At 32.6% G+C, this 18,364-nt stretch carries 8 protein-coding genes; 1 reads left to right on the top strand and 7 read right to left on the bottom strand.

What is annotated here, in order from left to right:
* Window positions 1-577: 577 nt before the first annotated feature.
* A complete protein-coding gene (locus tag Q4Q39_RS04060; protein WP_303281089.1) occupies window positions 578-4,678 on the top strand; it encodes a hybrid sensor histidine kinase/response regulator transcription factor in 4,101 nt (1,366 codons plus the stop codon).
* An 18-nt stretch (window positions 4,679-4,696) separates the two neighbouring features.
* Here the strand turns inward: Q4Q39_RS04060 and Q4Q39_RS04055 are convergent, their stop codons facing one another.
* The 7 genes from Q4Q39_RS04055 to Q4Q39_RS04025 all read right to left on the bottom strand — a co-directional run bounded on the left by Q4Q39_RS04055 (window position 4,697) and on the right by Q4Q39_RS04025 (window position 18,115).
* Entirely contained in the window at window positions 4,697-6,691 is a 1,995-nt protein-coding gene (locus tag Q4Q39_RS04055) for a heparinase II/III domain-containing protein (RefSeq protein WP_303281088.1), read from the bottom strand.
* 142 nt (window positions 6,692-6,833) lie between these two features.
* Window positions 6,834-8,024 carry a glycoside hydrolase family 88 protein gene (locus Q4Q39_RS04050; protein WP_303281087.1) on the bottom strand — a complete coding sequence of 397 codons (1,191 nt, stop codon included), beginning with the start codon at window positions 8,022-8,024 and terminating at the stop codon, window positions 6,834-6,836.
* A 212-nt stretch (window positions 8,025-8,236) separates the two neighbouring features.
* Window positions 8,237-10,678 carry a right-handed parallel beta-helix repeat-containing protein gene (locus Q4Q39_RS04045; RefSeq protein ID WP_303281086.1) on the bottom strand — a complete coding sequence of 814 codons (2,442 nt, stop codon included), beginning with the start codon at window positions 10,676-10,678 and terminating at the stop codon, window positions 8,237-8,239.
* A gap of 328 nt (window positions 10,679-11,006) precedes the next feature.
* Window positions 11,007-12,650, bottom strand: coding sequence for a sulfatase-like hydrolase/transferase (locus tag Q4Q39_RS04040; protein ID WP_303281085.1), 1,644 nt, complete (start codon window positions 12,648-12,650; stop codon window positions 11,007-11,009).
* A 52-nt stretch (window positions 12,651-12,702) separates the two neighbouring features.
* Window positions 12,703-14,169: an alpha-L-fucosidase gene (locus tag Q4Q39_RS04035; RefSeq protein WP_303281084.1), complete on the bottom strand. Its 1,467-nt coding sequence runs from the start codon at window positions 14,167-14,169 to the stop codon at window positions 12,703-12,705.
* Window positions 14,170-14,218: 49 nt separating this feature from the next.
* Complete coding sequence (locus tag Q4Q39_RS04030) at window positions 14,219-15,796, bottom strand: alpha-L-fucosidase (RefSeq protein ID WP_303281083.1); 1,578 nt, start codon at window positions 15,794-15,796, stop codon at window positions 14,219-14,221.
* Between the two features lie 261 nt (window positions 15,797-16,057).
* Window positions 16,058-18,115 carry an alkaline phosphatase D family protein gene (locus Q4Q39_RS04025; RefSeq protein WP_303281082.1) on the bottom strand — a complete coding sequence of 686 codons (2,058 nt, stop codon included), beginning with the start codon at window positions 18,113-18,115 and terminating at the stop codon, window positions 16,058-16,060.
* Between the last annotated feature and the right edge of the window lie 249 nt (window positions 18,116-18,364).

The raw sequence follows: 18,364 nt of genomic DNA, 5'->3' as shown, positions 1-18,364 counted from the left end.
GAATATAAATTGATAAAAATATGAGAGTATACAACTTTCTATATTAAAGAAAATATTAAGGTGATAGATTTAGAATTTATTAGTCAGAAGTTTAAATGATGGAGGGAGGTAAAACTAATCTACATCTCAAATATTTGGTTCAATCTTTTTATACGCTTCTAACAAGTTTCATCAAGGCCTCTTATATTTAGATATCCATCCTGTTTCTAAAATTTGTTTTAGACTAAAAGAATAAGAAGAATTTACAAACCTTAGTGATGAAAGCCTAAAAACATTAGAATCAATTTCAGGCTTAAAAAAACTCTATATTTGGGAAACTTTAATAAGTAAAGAAAGTGTTATAGAAATAAAGAATAGAGTTCCTAATTTAGATCTTAATTTTGGTAAAAACATGTTGTAAGCTGCAAATATTATAGAATCAGAGTACATAAATTCATGAAACCTAAATTTTTATTATCTTACCGTTTTTACATTACCTATATTTTAAATATAAACATAAAAGTACCTCAATTAGTAAAAGATTATATTTAACATTAATGGTATTTAGCGAGAAAAACTGTTTATTAAACCCCTAACGATGTCGCATAATTTTTTTTTATTATTATTCTTTTCATTTGGCTTTTGTTGTTTAACAAATGCTCAATATATTGAAGACCAATCTTCTTCAGATTTTTTTAACCTAACAACCGAAAATGGCTTATCTCAAAATACTGTAAATACTATTTTAAAAGACAAATCTGGCTATTTATGGTTTGGTACAGACGACGGACTTAACAGATATAACAGTTATGATATCGAAGTTATTGATATCAATCAAAATAAATCTAAAATTTTAAGCGGAAAAAAGGTTTATGATTTATACGAAGATAAAAATAGCTTACTTTGGATTGGAACAGACAATGGATTGAAACTCTACAATCCAATTAGTAAAAAAGTGACTCAATGTGATTTATTCAAAAACTTTAATAACCCCATAAGAGTATATTGTATTGAAAAAGAGAATGACTCACTTTCATGGCTAGGCACTTCTGAAGGTCTTGTTTTGTACAGTCTTAAACTCGGTGTAGTAGATAATTATAGACATTCTATAAACACTCCAAATTCATTATCAGATTCTGAAATACTATCGTTAGCAAATGATAGTATTGGTTTATGGATAGGAACACAAAATGGTTTAAACCAACTTAACAAGAAAAGTAAACAAATAACCCGTTATTTTCATGATGAGAATGACAAAAATTCGGTTGCAGGAAATACTATTAAGTCGCTTTCTATTAATAACACTGGAGATCTTTGGGTAGGTACTGTTCAAGGTGGACTTTCTTATCTTAAAAAGGGAGACATTCATTTTAAAACTTATAATACAGAAAACAGCAATCTTCCCCACAATGATGTATTTGATATTTTCCAAACTAAAGAAGGTAACCTTTGGATAGCAACTAATGGAGGTGGATTAAGTAAAATGGATAAATCATCCCATACATTAACAACAATAAATCGTAATCCAGACCATATTCAAAGCCTGGTAACCAATTCATTATATTCGGTATATGAAGATAGAGAAGGTATTTTATGGGTTGGAACCTATGCAGGTGGCGTTTGTTTCAACACTTCTAAAAACAGTGTCTTTAAGTTAATCAGGCACCAAGCCCATGACAAAAATAGTATTATTGAAAGCCGAATTAGAAGTGTTCTTCATGATAATAAAAACAATTTATGGTTTGGTACTTGGGGAGGCATAAGTGTTTTCAATCCTAAAAACAAGCTATACACTTCTTATTGTCACGAAGCAGATAACCCATCATCTCTAAGTTTTAATACAGTGACTTCTATTTTTGAAGATTCTAAAGGCAATATGTGGTTTGGCACTTATACAGGAGGCATCAATCTATTAGCACCCAATAAGAAAAGTTTTTTTCATTACAAACACAATTCTAACGATATAAATAGTATTAGTAATAACAACATATATTGTTTTGCTGAAGATAATAATAAAAAGTTATGGATTGGTACCCAAACTGGATTAAACCTTTATAATCCAGATCAAAATAACTTTAAAAAATATAGCAATATTAATGTTAGAGATATAAAAGTAACAAAAAACAATAATCTTGTATTAGCTACAGTAGGAGGTATTTCTATTTTTAATACTACAACTGAAACATTTAAAGATTTTTATAGCAACAAACTAGAATCTTTCCCTATAAGTCAAGTTTATATTGAAAACAATGAAGAACTTGTTTGGTTCTGTTCTCAAGGAAGCGGTATGGGGTATTTAGATTTAAACAACCAAGAGTTTACTTTTTTCACAGAAGACGATGGTTTACCAAGCAATTTTGTTTCAAGTATGATTTCTCTTGGAGATGATGTTTTTTGGGTTAGTACTTTTGAAGGTTTAGTTAAATTCGATAAACAGACTCAAACATTTGAAAACTTCAGTAATACCTATAAGCTTCCCTCGAAACAATTTCAACCAAAAGCATCAGTTATTTTACCAAATAATTATATTGGTTTTGGAGGATCAAAAGGATTGGTTATATTTCATCCTGACAGTATTTCAAAAAGCAAAAAAAGCCCTGAAATTGTATTTTCTTCATTAAAAATTGATAATAAAAATGTTAATGTAAACACTCCCAATTCTCCTTTAAGTGAAAGTATTACAAGCATTAAACAAATTAACCTTAAAGCTAACCAAAAAGATTTCTCTATAGACTTTGCAGCATTAGATTTTAATAACCAAGGAGGTAATAAATATGCTTATATTTTAGAGAATTATATGAGCGAATGGGTAAACATCGGAACCACTAGATCCATAGGCTTCACTAATCTTAACCATGGAGATTATATATTTAAAGTAAAAGCCATTAATATTAACAATAATGCTAACGGAAATATAAAATCGGTAAAAATTTCTATTGCTCCACCGTTCTATTTCACGTGGTGGTTTAAGGCTTTTATTTTTATCAGTTTGATTGTTGTTTTATATTATTACAATAAATACACAATTATAAGTACAAAACAAAAAAATGAAAATGAACTGCAAAGACTTAAACTAAAAAGTGAAGAAGATTTCAACCAAATGAGATTTCGTTTTTTCACTTACATTTCGCATGAATTGCGTACTCCATTAACTTTAATTTCCGATCCGGTCTCTCAACTCATTAAAAACACAAAAGATACAAAAGGTAAAGATTTACATTTCTTACAACTTATAGATAAAAACGTTTTTCGCTTGTTACGCTTGGCAGATCAAATTTTAGATATCAGTAAACTTGACGGTGACACATTAAGTTTACAAGTATCCAAACAAAACATTATAAAATGCATAGAAGATACAGCTAATGCATTTCACGAATTTGCCATTCAAAACGAAATCACGTTCAAATTCCATTATCAAAATGAAGAATTAATCGGCTGGGTTGATGAAGATAAAATTGAAAAAATACTATATAATTTACTCTCTAATGCCTTTAAATTTACTGTTAAAAAAGGTCATATTGAAATTCTTTTAAATTACGCAGATGAGGAGTCTAAAGATTACATTACCATTAGTGTAAAAGATGATGGCATTGGTATTCCTAAAAACAAATTGTCTAAAATATTTGAAGGTTTTTATCAAGTAGAATCTGCAAAATCGCTAAATCCAAATGGAGCAGGTATAGGTTTAGATTATGTTAACAGATTGGTAAAACTACACCATGGTAAGATAAGTGTTGATAGTGAACTTGATATGGGCTCTACATTTTCATTTACTATTCCTATTAAAAAGGAACTCTATGAACCAAAAAATATTAGAAATCATCCACCAGAAAGAGCACCTTTAAAACCTATTAATTTAGTAAAAGAAGATACACATGCTGAAATCATTACAAAGAACAATAACAGAAATACCCCAAAAGTATTAGTTGTAGAAGACGATTTTGATATTAGGGCATATATTGTTGAAGCACTTTCTGTGAAGTTTAAAGTTATAGAAGCTCCTAACGGTAAAGAAGGTCTTGTTAAAGCATTAAAGCATTTTCCAGATTTAATTTTGAGTGATACACTAATGCCCATAATGGACGGTATCGAGTTTTGTAAGCATATTAAAGCAAATGAAAAAACCAATCATATTCCCTTTTTGTTTTTAAGTGCCTGGTCATCAGATGAATTTAAGATCAAAGGACTTAGTATTGGTGCAATAGATTATATTCAAAAACCTTTTAGTATACAAATACTGGAATCTAGAATTACAAATATTATTGAAACTAACAAAAAAATATCAGAGAAATCAAAGAAAAAAGTAAACTTCATTCCTGAAGATAAAAATATAGATTCTACCGATGATTTATTTATTAAAAAAGCATACGAAGTCTTAGACAAAAACTTTGATGATTCTAGTTTTAATGCGAGTAAATTTAAAGAAGAAATGAATATGAGTCATTCAGGACTTTATAGAAAGTTAACCCAGTTAACAGGTCAGTCTTCCAATGAGTTTATAAGAGATTATAGGTTAAAGAGAGCCACGCAAATTATTAAACAAAATTCAGGCTTATTGATTGCTGAGGTTTGCATTAAAACAGGGTTTAATGATCCTAAATACTTTAGTAAATGTTTTAAACAGGTTTACGATATGACTCCTTCAGAATTCACTAAAAAATATGCTGCAAATGATTATGTTACCGATGACCCTCAATAAACTTTATTCAGCCAACACCTATTCAGAAATTAATGAAATATTAATAGCACTAGCCTTGTACATTTTCTTTTGTATCAACTGAATTCTATAAACCTTATCACCCCAAGAATTTTTAAGTAAAGGATCTGCTACTTCTAATGGCTCAATATTTACATTAAATGTTTCGGGATAAGACATTATAATTTTCTTTTTATCATTGCCAGAAGCAAAGAGGTGTAGTGTATTTCCCTTTCCTTTTTCAGGCTTGGTATCTGTCATAAAATTTAAAACATTTGGCTTAATCAGTTTAGATAGCTTATATACATCAGTAATGTTTACTGATTTCACTTCTTTATCCAAATAAATGGTTCGCTCCCATTTATTAACACATGCTGTTTTTGGGTATGCAGACGCCATATCTAAAGTATAAGTAGACTTTAGCGGATTATAATTTACATTCGTAGCCTTAAATGATCTACCTGCTGATTGCATTTCACCATTAATGGTTGGTAAATTATGGTATTGCGACTGGGTAATCCAAATTTCATAACGCTGACTACTAAAAGACTTTTTTGTATATGTCTCAAGTCCTAAATCTATTAAAACCGGTTTACCATCATAATAAACTATAAAACTTCCAACATCATTATGGTTGTGACTTTCTCTATTATGTCCTCCCTTAGCCGCTATATAAAACCCCTTCCCATTATGAGGGTCTTCTCTCATCATCATTATTTGAGAATTAGCAAACCAGGATTCACTAACTACAGGTTCCCTTGGTGTTTCTTCTCTAAGCTTTTTATGTGTTTGAATCATTCTAATTTGCCGTGCTATATTACCATTTAAAACACGATTATTTCCATCTAGTTTTTTATTATCAGATGCTATATCTGCATTTTTTTTGGCCAACCAAGCTGCAAATTGTACCAAAGTTACATCGTTAATTTTATTACCATATTCATAAATTAAAGCTGCATCTGGTTTAACTTTAGCAGTTGCATCTGCAAAATTCACATAGTAATCTTCTTTAATATGTGCTTTGTAAATATATTTTCCAATATTTTTAATAAGGGTCTCATTCCATATAGCGACCTCTCCATTGGTCGCTTCTTCCAATAAATCTAGACAGTCAAATAAAGAACCTCCTGCCCTATTCCAATAGGCCGGTCCTTCATCGCAGGCACCATCTACTGGGTAAGGTTTTAAAAATCTATCTAGTAATGTCATAATTTTATAAACAGAAGCTGCTCTTTTTTTATCATTCTTCTCTAAAAACAATATACATGTAAGCCAATTGGAACAAATCCATGGCGTCCAATTGTTGAGATTTTCTCCATTATAACCCATCCAATGAAAATCTTCATGTTCTAAATTAGGCTTTAAGATTCTTCGATCTATTTCAAGAGAAATACGTTTATTAATTACAGGGGAAATACTATCTAATTCTTTTTGAAGTAGAAAATGTGTCCAAGTTAATAAAACCCCGGTTTCAGCAGCAAAAAGATCTACATATTCATCTTCAATATCAGGTAATCCTACCTGTCCATACTGGTAATGATGTGCAGGGAACCCCCACCAACTTTCTTCACAAATGGCCCAAACACCATCTACAATATCATCTAAAAAACGCCCTTTTCTTTCCATGCACTCCGCTAACACTGCATTAGTCAATCGGTTACGTCGCTCAAACCATGGTGTTTGATAATTGGTACGATTTCCATTAATAGAATATTCTAAAGTTAAAGTTGCAGATAATGAAGGAATAGGAGTTCCTAGATAGCTTTCGGCTTCAGAAATAATGTTTTCTCTAAAAGCTATTGGAGCATCATTCCAATTTATCTTTTTTTCAATAATTGAAGCCCATTGATCGGTATTTAAAAGTACTTCTGAAACTTTTTGAATATTCGTTTTTTCGGTTAAAAAATTCTTATTGTTTTGAGCCTTAACAGCAAATTCACAAAACAATAAGCCAATTATAAAAAGTCCCACTTTTAATACATTAACTTTTACGCTATAATTTGTTTTTCTTATCATCGTATTTTATCTATATCACTAATTTAATACTGAACTCATTTAGACTTTTTCAATTTGCTAAAAAATTGCTGTTTTCTGCTCTGTTTTTGTCTTTTTTTCCTTCCGTAACTCTGCTATACAACTCAAAAAAGTCTAAATGAGTTCACTTCTTTTTTCGTAAAAGGGCTTCCAAAAAATAATAATCTGCATAATTGATTGGCACATCAATTTCAGAATTTCTTGGCATATTTCCTGTTGAATGGCTAAGTATAAACCCATTATCGGCTCCTACTGTATTTAAATAACTTGAACTTGAAAGTGATTTCATTATGCCATTAGCAAATTCTAAATAGGCATCTTTATCAGATGTATAGTTTATGAGTTCATATAAAGCAGAAGCAGTAATAGCCGCCGCCGATGCATCTCTTGGTTCTTTTGGAATATTAGGGGCATCCATATCCCAATATGGTATTTTATCATCAGGAAGATTCGGGTAAGACATGATACATTTAGCAATTTTTTCAGCTTGTTCTAAATAACGCTTATCCTTAGTGTATCTGTACATTACTGTAAAACCATACAATCCCCAACTTTGACCACGAGACCAAATGCTCTCATCTGCATAACCTTGATTTGTGATTTTTTTAATCACTTTGCCTGTTTCTGGAGCGTAGTCTATAACATGATATGAACTGTTATTAGGTCTAAAGTGATTTTTTATTGTGGTATTGGCATGATTTATAGCAATATTTATATATATACTGTCTCCAGTCTCTTCGCTAGCCCAAAGCAACAATTCCATATTCATCATATTATCAATAATTACCGGAAAGTGATATAAATCTGGACTGTGATCCCAAGATTTAATACATTTTACATTTTCATTATATCTGCTTGACAAAGATTTAGCTGTTTGAATTAAAACTTTTTTATAATCGGAACTATTTGTGACCTTGTAGCCCTCTCCATAACTACAATACATCATAAAGCCTACATCATGTGTTCCTGTATTGTATTGCTCTTTTTCAAGCAATTCGGTATACTTTTTAGCACGACTCTTCCAAACCTCATTACCTGTTAGGTTATACATCAACCACAATTCTCCCGGAAAAAAACCACTTGTCCAATCGCTTGAGGAAACCATACGAAGTTCATCACCTTCTACAGACCTTGGCATTATTAAGTTTCCATCGTTTTTTGATTCGACAAGTCCATATCCATAATCTAACTGATTCTCTACTTTTGAAATAACCTCTTCTATTTTATAATCTGTAGTTTTAGTCTTTTTATTACATCCAATAATAAATAGACTAATTACTAAAAGTTTTAAGAATCTGTATTTTAATGATTTCATTTTATTTATAGTTTTATTAGAAAAACACCTTTATTTGTACCAGTAATTACTGTATACATAATGCATATCTCTATTTCACGAGACACCTCTATCTATGATTTATAGGAGTGAACAAGTGGTTAGGCTAATTAAAAATTAATTCCATCAAAACTGAACCTAATTTCTATTTAATCAAATTTTAACGAAATACCATCTTTATTTTTAATACTTCACTATTTAAAATAGCTAGGTTTAGGATATCTAGCATTTACTATTTCTGCATTATAACGACCTCCCTTATCATTCTTAAAGTGTTCATATACATCGTTTCTATAAATGTTTTTATCTAAAGTTTTCAATCTAAATTCATCTTTTACCAATCCGATGTCATTAAAAGGAATAGGTTTAAAACCTTCCATGAGCTTAAAACCATCTTTAAAAGAAAAATCAAGCTTTGTGATGTCTTTAAAAGCGTCTGGAGTAATTGGTTTTGGAAATTCAAAAACTTCATCTTTAGGTAAATCTGCAAATGCTCCTTCATAAGTACTTTCCAATCCTTCAACTGTACCATCACCTCCATGAATATGAAATGGTTGCTTAATTTTATATGCATAATTTAGGTTAACATTACAACCTGTTTGTGCCCATGGATTTTTATCGATAGCCTGTTCTAACTCAGGAAATTTTTCCTTCCAAGCCCCTTTTTTCCATCCATCTTTACCAATCACACTCTCCATAATATAAATGTAATCGCCTTTATCTCCTTTTGGCAGGTCGCGACCAAATTTTGCCAAACCATCCCATCTTTCTTTTATCCCTTCGGGTGTGATTGGCTTTTTAAGAGTCCACCACATAATTGTAGCATCAACATTTATATTGTTTTGGAAATCATTTAAAAAACCATGAAAAATGCAACTCCCTCTACCTGGACGATAGAATACATTACCATAAACTTTCATTCCTGCTCCATTATCATCATTTCTAAAAGCAGTAATCGGGTGTCCCCCAGGTTCAATAAGATGGTGTACAAAATTATATCGTAACACATTATTCATAGTATACCATTGTGCCCCACAATATGCCACATTAAAGTCGCCCATTTCGTAACCTATATTGTAATACTCATTATATTCCATTAACATATCTACAGTTTCATACATCACAGCACCATTCATACTGTGTAAAAGGTTGTGTGCAAAATAGATTCCAACACCTGAAAGGCCAACAACACCATAACCTCTAAGGCGGCAGTTTCTAATAACATTGTTTGTTGCAAAATTGTAAGAAGGGGTAATGGTTACAAAATCACCTCCTTTAATACTGAAAGCTGAATATAAATCATAAAAATCACAACCAGTAATGCCATTGTATGTGCCGTGTTCTATAATAACACCTTTACCTGAACCGTTCCGTATATCACTACCTGCCAAAAGGTTGTATTTTCCTCCTGATATTTTAACAGCTAAATCACCGGTATTTTCAATAACAAAGTCACGAAACGTAAGGTATTCTGTGTTGTTCAAACTTAATAACGATTGATTTTTATTGTTTGATTTACGCTTTCGAACGGGTTCAAAACTTTTATTAACAGACTCAGCTTGATTTCCTATAATCGTTAATGTTGATTCCTTAGGATTAAACCCTTCTATGGGCCATAAGTAAAGCCGCTGATCTTTTTTATCGAAATACCATTCTCCTGGCTCATCCAATTCTGCTAAAACATTAAATAGCCTTACACGTCTTGGTACCGTTTTAATCTTATTTACAATACCATACCTTGTATGGTGTAAAAGTTGAACTACATTGTTTTTAATACTTCCAACCGGTTCATCCTGAAAATACCAGTCATTATGGAAATAACCTTGTGCACGTATATCTCCTGTACGTTCAAACTCGCTTCTTATAGCTGGAGAAAATGCTTCTTTAAAAATGAATTTCCCACCTGTTGGATTCTCTTTAGTAAATGGCATAGGTTTTTCTCCCGGTTTTAGCCAGCGAGTTGTTGGTCCTTCTTCAACAATTTCACTTATATGATTGTATCCACGGTTTGGCCACTGTGCCAATTGTAACATATAACCATCTAGGGCAATTTGCCCATATTTACCTTCACCCTGAAAATATCTTGAAACATTATCTTTAGAAAGATCCATGCTTATTACTTTTCCTTTAGCATTAGGGTGTAAACGATTTAGTAACGCATTGTCTTTAACTATTTTGAAACGCTTGGTATCAATTTCTAACCCTCCGGATAAAATTACGTTGCCACGTTTAATACCTCTATATACTATAGGAGCTTCTTCTGTACCCGAATCTTCAGGTGTCAAATTTATTGTTTGATTAATATGGTAGGTTCCATCAAGTAATATAACATGAATCCCTCCTTTTGGTAGCCCTTTTGATGCTTTTAGTTTTCTAATGGCATCTCTGGCTGCTTCAATACTTTTAAAAGGAGATTTTTTTGTTCCTATGCTTTTATTGTTACCTCTATTAGAAACATAAAAAACGCTCCCTGGTTCTAAAATAGGGGCTAACTGATTTTTAGTATATTTTTCGCTGTATTCTGGAAATGAATGTGGCGGTTGATTACCATTATTCGCTACCTTTTGAGAAAAAACTGTATTTGTTATTCCAATAATCAAAAGAATGCTAACTAACCAAAATTTTTGTTGTTTCATCTGTAATTTATTTATGTATTATTTTGTTTATTATTCTCAAATCTAATCTTTTAGGCTAATAAGCTTTTAAATTTTGTGGCATCACAAAAAATATGCCTTAACTACTTTTTCCCAAACCCACAACTCTTTGCTTGTTGGATGTTCTAACTGCCAATCGGCAGTTTTTTTCATAACCTCTAGGACATTTTTAGCAATAGGATATTCATCTTTTTTTGATTGGCAAAAAGCCGATATACTTATCAATAAAAAAAATAGTCTTATATATATGTTTTAATAGTTGAGTACTAAAAATCACGGGGGAACTTGTTAGAGTTTATCTTGAGATATTTTAATCTTCAAGGCTACTGTCTTTGGTATATCTATATACCTTGGGGTTTCCTTCTCCACGAGCATATTTTATCTTTTCTGCCCAGATTTTTCTCATTTCTTCCAACTTTAACCGATACTTAGCATCTCCTGCTATATTTTTAAGTTCACCAGAATCTTCTTTTAAATTATAAAGTTCTTCATATACTGCAGGTTCTCCTTTTAATGGGTTTTCAATAAAAGTTCGATACAAAGCAATATCAGGATCGTGCTGTTTATAAAGCATCTCTCCCATAGGTATATCTAGCATTTTTGCTGCTGCTATTTTGGCTGATGCTCTTAAGTTTTCATTTTTGTAATAACGGATATATTTCCATGTTTTATCTTGAACAGATTCACATCTGGGGTTTCCAAATTGGGTAGACCATAGATTCTCGGTATAAAGGAAATCACGAACAGGTTTGTCTTTACCATTTATTATAAATGACAGGTCTTTCCCTTGAAATGAATCAGGTTTTTCAATGCCAGCATAACTCAATATGGTAGGCGCAATATCAATACTTTGAACAAGCTGATCATTTTTTTGCCCACGGGCTTTAGGTTTTATTATTGGGTTGTAGACAATTAAAGGAACATGTGTACATATCTCATAACACAATGATTTTCCTCCTAAACCGTATTCTCCCATAAATAAACCATGATCTGACGAAAAAATAATGATGGTATTTCCATCTAAATTATTCTCTTTTAAAGTAGCTCTAAGGTTTCCAACCAATTTATCAATTCCTGTAACAGCCTGCATTTGTCGAATGGTTCGCTCTTTTACCTCGTCTGGTTTTTTAGTATAAGAATATCCTGTTTGTATTTCTTCTGCAAAATGGATGGAAGGTGGTAGTTTAGGGGTTACAATATGTTCATGTTCAACATAATTTTTAGGTAATGGGATATCCAAATCGCGATATAATGTTTTATAAATATCAGGGTCTGTTTCTAACATACGCATTGTACCTGCTCCAGCATCGTGAGGTAAATTAAAACAGATATTCAAAAAAAATGGTTTGTCGGATGGACGCTCATCAATAAAATGCTTAGCACCTTCTAATTTATGTTCGTTACTAAAAAAGTCGGTAACACCTTCATCTAATATCTCTATTTGAGTATCACTATTAGCGGCTTTAAAAATGGAATGCCTTCCTTTTGGATAAAAGCCTAAATGTTTATGTCCTGCGTACCAATAATCAAACGTTTGTTCCATATAACCAGTTTGATAACCTTCCTTCCCTACCGGTACATGGTTTTTCCCAATATATCCCGTATAATAACCATGTTTTCTTAAAACTACAGGGTAAGCTTGCTCCCAGGCTTCATTTGAAACACTGGTTCCCGAATTAAAATTCACACCATGTTTACGTTCAAATTGACTTAAGAATATAGAAGCCCTACTAGGTGTACAAATAGCACTTGTTACATGAGCATTTGTAAACAATGTGCCTTGGGCCGCTATACTATCAATATGAGGTGTTTGAATTAAATCATTACCTGTACAACCCAACATATCATAACGTTGATCGTCGGTTAGAATAAAAATAATATTTGGCTTTTCTGTTTGACCAAATGTATTTAGCTTACAAAGTAGTACGAATACTAGGTGTAAATACTTTTTCATGAAAGAGATATATTGCTTTTTAAGTTTAATTTTTTTATCAATAATTATAGTGCTACTTTACGATGACCTCAGCAAGAGCTAAAGCTCCATTTCCATTAAGTTGAATTTTCACAAAACGACCTTCAATATTAGGTACATTAATCCTAACCATAGGATTTGGTATATCTTTCTGAACAGACTTCCACAATACATTCCCAGCCGCATCGTGCAAGGTTACTGTGAAGTCTTTTAATTGTTCTGTATCGGCATCAGTCCTATTGAAAATTGTAATTTCTTTAACAGGATATGTTTTTCCTAAATCTACTCTCCACCACGGTTGCTCTTCCTCTAAAGTCCAAGAAGTTTGTTCCATCATACAATTGCCTTCGGTAACACCATCAACAGCAATTTCTGCCCGTGGATACGCTCTTTTGTCTCGTATAAAAGCATGTAGACTAGATTGTTCACAAACTTTCATAAAAGCTAAATTTTCTGCTATATTATACTGATACCCCCAATTATCTTCTATTTTAATATCTGCTGGTTTTTCCCAGACATCAGCCACCTCTTTCAAACGAACAAAAACGTCTTCATCAATACCTCCATCTGGATTTGGTGATATATTTAAAATGTATACAGAATTATGAGAATTATAACTGTTTAGTTTACCCAAAATGTATTCAACACTTTTTCTAACCTTCATATCTTCTGAATTATCCCAAAACCAACTACGTTGCAGAAAATCTGAAGCAGCTGTTGGTCTTAAATAATCTGGATGGTACGGATAATTACGTCCTGCAGCATCTGCAAAAGGCACCTCTGCGTGCGATAAATTTGATTCATACGTATGAGAGATAACCAAACATTCAGGCTGAAGCTCTTTTACTAAGGCTAAGATTTCACCGTAATTTACATCATCAAAACTCGGAGTGGTAGGCCAACTACTCCAACCATCAAAATTGATATAGTCTATTGGTCCATAATTAGTTAATAATTCTGTTATTTGATTTTTTATGAACTGTACATCTTTTGCTGAAGTTTTTCCATTTTCAACACTGTGGTGATAGTCTAAAATTGAATAATAAAGTCCAACTTTAAGTCCTGCTTTACGAAACGCTTTTACAAACTCTCCAACAATATCTGTCTTGTCTTTTGTAGATGCTACATCGTAATCTGTAAATTCACTATCCCACAAACAAAATCCACCATGGTGTTTAGTAGTCAGCCATCCACCTTCCATACGCGCTACCTTTACAGCTCTCACCCATTCATCCATTTTCAACCCCGTAGGAGCAAACCATTCTACAGGTTCTTTTCCATTTGACCGACCTTGATAAGTATCTTCGTGCAGGTTTTTAAAGGTGCACATGTTGTAATGAAAATAAGCTTGGTAACGGGTATTTACAAATTCGTGTTGAAGCGCTGCTAAAGACACATTTTTAATTTCTTTTCCCGAGCTATCTGAGATATCTTTCTTTGTATTACAAGAAGCTATTAAAACAGCCAATCCAAAACACAATATCGTATGCACTCTATTCATTTTTAATATTTTAAAAAATTATTTTATTATCTTTTTATATTTAAAACCACTATTTCTTGAATTCAATTTTAAATGTATAAGCATTGTCACATGGTTTTTTATCTGGCATTGTAATACGTAGTCCATCGGGATGTTGTTCCCATACAACTTTACCGTCATACCCTAACATTACTACTGAATCTACTGCATCTATTCTGGTATTCATCAAAGTAACATCTGGTAATTCAACAACATTACCAGCTCCCGGCCAATCTAATACAAAAGCATACAAAGTATCTTCTTTGGTCGTAAAACGAATGTCTCTTTTATTATAAGGTGATTTGATTACTTTATGAGGGATATCATTATGTGGTCCAGAACCAAACATATACCAAGGTCTTGTTCCATAAATAGCTTCACCGTTTATAACCAACCACTCTCCTATTTCCAGTAATATATCTGTGGTTTTTTTATCCAATGTACCATCTGCCTTGATAGGAACATTTAACAGTAAATTCCCATTTTTGCTAACAATGTCTATCAATTTATCTATTGTAGCATCAGCAGACATATAATCTTCTCCTCTTTTGTAACCCCATGGACCAAGTGAATCATCTGTTTGCCATGGATCTTTAAGAATACCACTTGCTTTCCCTCTTTCAAAATCTAACGTTGCCATACCTTCGGCATACAACCCTTGCCAAGGGCGCTCTTTTATATTCATAACGGCTTCTTGTTTACCATTATGTCTCTCTATAGAATGGTTATATAAATGAGAAATAACATTCATGCCTGTTTCTCCTTTATCATCTCCCCTAAAAGGAACAGCACAATCAAAATACAACAAATCTGGATGATAGTTATCGATTAAATCTTTAATCCTTTTAGCCCACAAATCACGCCATTCTTTTGGCGGATTAATAGCAGCTCTTTGGTGTTTATCTTCATGTTTTTTAAAATAAAAATCATCGTATTCAGGGTTATCACCATCATAAGGTACATCTTTAAAAGATCCTTTGGTATCGGATTGATTGGCAAGATTCATCCAACTATAACTTCGTGATAAATGTGTTGTTACACCAAATCGTAAACCTTGTTTAAGTGTAGCTTCGCGCCACATACCTACCAAATCTTTTTTAGGCCCCATTTTGGCAGCATTCCAACGATGGTATTTAGAATCCCATAAATCGAAATTATCATGATGCACAGCACAAGGCGTAAAGTATTTAGCACCTGCTTTTTTAAATAAGCTTACTAATGTATCTGGATCAAAATTCTCGGCTTTCCACATTGGAATAAAATCTTTATATCCAAATTTAGAAGGATGTCCATAAGTTTTTAGATGGTATTGGTATTCTGGTCTGGTTTCATCGTATAATCTTCGCGCATACCATTCACCTTGTTCTGCTACTGAATATACCCCCCAATGCATATATATTCCAAATTTGGCATCTCTAAACCATTCTGGACACTCATAGTTTTGAAGTGATTCTATGGTTGGCTCAAACTTTTGGATTGCTTGCTCCTCAGTTTCTTTAACCTCTTTATCTTCTTTTTGTTTTTCACATGAAATAAATAAAACAGCGAGCAAGAGTAACAAAACCTGACTGCTTAGATAAACTAATTTATTTTGTTGTTTTATTTGCATAAATTTATTTTAATTTTCTATTTAATATAAATAATTCTCCAATGCTGGATTTAAAAGTTTTAGCCAAACACTCAAAATTACTAAATGCCCCATAAAATAAGTGACATAAACTCTTCAGTTTGGTGCATAGATTGTTCAAATTATAAAACAGAGGCTGTTACTTCGTTTTATACTTAATTGAACTTCCTATTGCATAGAATTTAGTATCATACAAATACTAATTTTTGTAACGAAAAGCGTTTCTAAACATTTTATTTCTAACTACTCCATTGCTATTTTAACTGGCCAACCAGAAAATTGTTTTGCCAGTGGATCTGTTACATCAACACTTCTTGGCCAACATTCAAAAGTCACCTCATTACTTTCTCTATTAAATTTTATTAAGCCAAACCCTGCTCCATTATCTAATGTATCCGGGTTAGCATAAGCATGCATAGTAATTTTATTATTAAAGCCATCAAAGTAATCTCCCGTCCAAGGTAATGATACATTAATTGAAGGGCCACTTCCTGCCTTTTCATCTTCCGGCCACCACCAACGACTATGGTAATTATTAACAATAGCAGGTACTATAAAGGCCCATGGGCCATCTCTAAACTCATGTATACCATGCTGGATAAGAGTAGCAAGATGTTGATCTCCTGCAATGTGTACAGCATTTGCTCGCTTTATCGCACTAAGAGCCGCATTTCGACCCGTTTGTGGCCAACCATTAGAATCCATATCTGCATGAAGCCTTCCTTGTTGCCTTCCTGATAGATGTGCTGCTCCACAAAAGCCTGTTTGAGATAGCACTGATTTCATTCGGATTTGAGGGTCATTATTATCAGCCCATGAATTCAAGAAATCTATTTGTCTATCTCCTAATAATTTAAGGTCAGGTAAATCTATAGACTCAGGGTTATAATTAGGGTCATCTATATGATCAGGCCGCGGACCTTGCTGAGGGATCTTTCCTTTAGGTCCTGATTTAAACTTTCGGTCTTCAATAATGGCAAAGTCAACAAAACCTAAGTTATAAGATGTAAAATAAACACCAATTCCTTGTTTTATAGGTCTTGGGTCATAAGCATCTGGAAGATGAGCTGTCTGACACCTTTCTACCATTTTTACATATTCTGGATGATGATAATAACCGCCATCATCTCCTAATTGGGTACTTGCCCTTTTACCAGATTCACCCCAGAGATTAGCTTGCCCTATATCATGATCATCAGGAATAGTAACACAAGGTCTGTTTCTAAACACTTCCCTAAACTGCAAACCAAACTTCAACCATGCTGCTGTATGTTGTCGATGATCATAAGATTGATCTCCAGCAAAAAACACTAAGTCTGGATCAAGCGCATTGATGTTTCGTACATAATTTTCCCTCATACCCCTATCCTTATTCGAATTACAGGATAAAGCAGCTACCTTAATCTCATTTTTATCATCGGGAACAGCACGAACACATCCTTTCCACACGGCTTTTTCTCCATGCCTAAAACGATATTTAATATCCTTACTGACATCCCAATTTTCAACCCTAAACAATGCTGACCAACCAATTTCATTTACTTTTTGTTTCTGAATCTCCTTCCAAGAACCATCATTCAATATATCTAGAAATATAACTCTATCCTCGTGGGGGTATAAAGGGTAAAGTTGTGCACTAAGCTTTAGAGTATTATTGGCTACTGTATAAATACCAAATGCAATTACTTTATTCCTATTTACTTTCAAATCTACTATTGGGTTTGGTTTTCTGTTCCACCAATCGTTTACAGCATAGGTATCTAACTTCTCAAAAGGGGCTTTTATATAGGTCTGTTTTTTAGGTTTACATCCTACTTCAGAATTGAATTTATCCCTTGGTTCTTCAATATGTGTCAACGTATTTTGTGCAGGCTCACTTTCAATATATTTTCGCTTTCTATGTGACGCTGCACTAATTTCTAGAGGCTTTAAGTTAACTTCAATATTTTTCCGGGTGTTTTTAGTTTTCATTTCGGATACTGCGAACCCAGGTTTATCAAAAACAAGAGTGATTGGATCTGCCGAAGTGCTTTCAATCTGAAATTTTCCGTAGACATCGGTCATTGTAGTTTCTCCACTTTTTAAATTTTTTACGTACACATCCTTTAAAAACCTTCCTGTTTCTTCACATGAAATTGTGCCTGTATATACTATTCGATCACCCTGTGCTTGCATATAACCGACTAGAAATAATGAGCAACTAAAAAAGGTGGCCATTTTTAAAAATGAGCGATTAAAACAATACTTTTTTAATATTTTCATAAAGCCAAATAATTTGGAAACTGTTTGAATTTTATTCATTCTATACTGATTTTTTATAAAAACATGAAGCATTATTGAATTCTTAAACAATATGCCTCTTTAAACGGACGGTCTTTTGGCAGCACAACTTCAAGCCCGTCAGAAATCTGTTCCCATTTCCACAGAATTCCAGGTATGTCATCAAAAATATGATTCATTATTTTTTTAAAATTAATATTCAAAAGCCTAAACACAGATAGATATTTCCACTAAAATACTGGACTATATTCTTTAAAAAAGTTATACTGA

Source organism: Flavivirga amylovorans, assembly GCF_030540875.1.
GTDB lineage: Bacteria > Bacteroidota > Bacteroidia > Flavobacteriales > Flavobacteriaceae > Flavivirga > Flavivirga amylovorans.
Note: the sequence above shows the minus strand (reverse complement) of the source record. Positions and strands in the feature narration are given on the sequence as shown.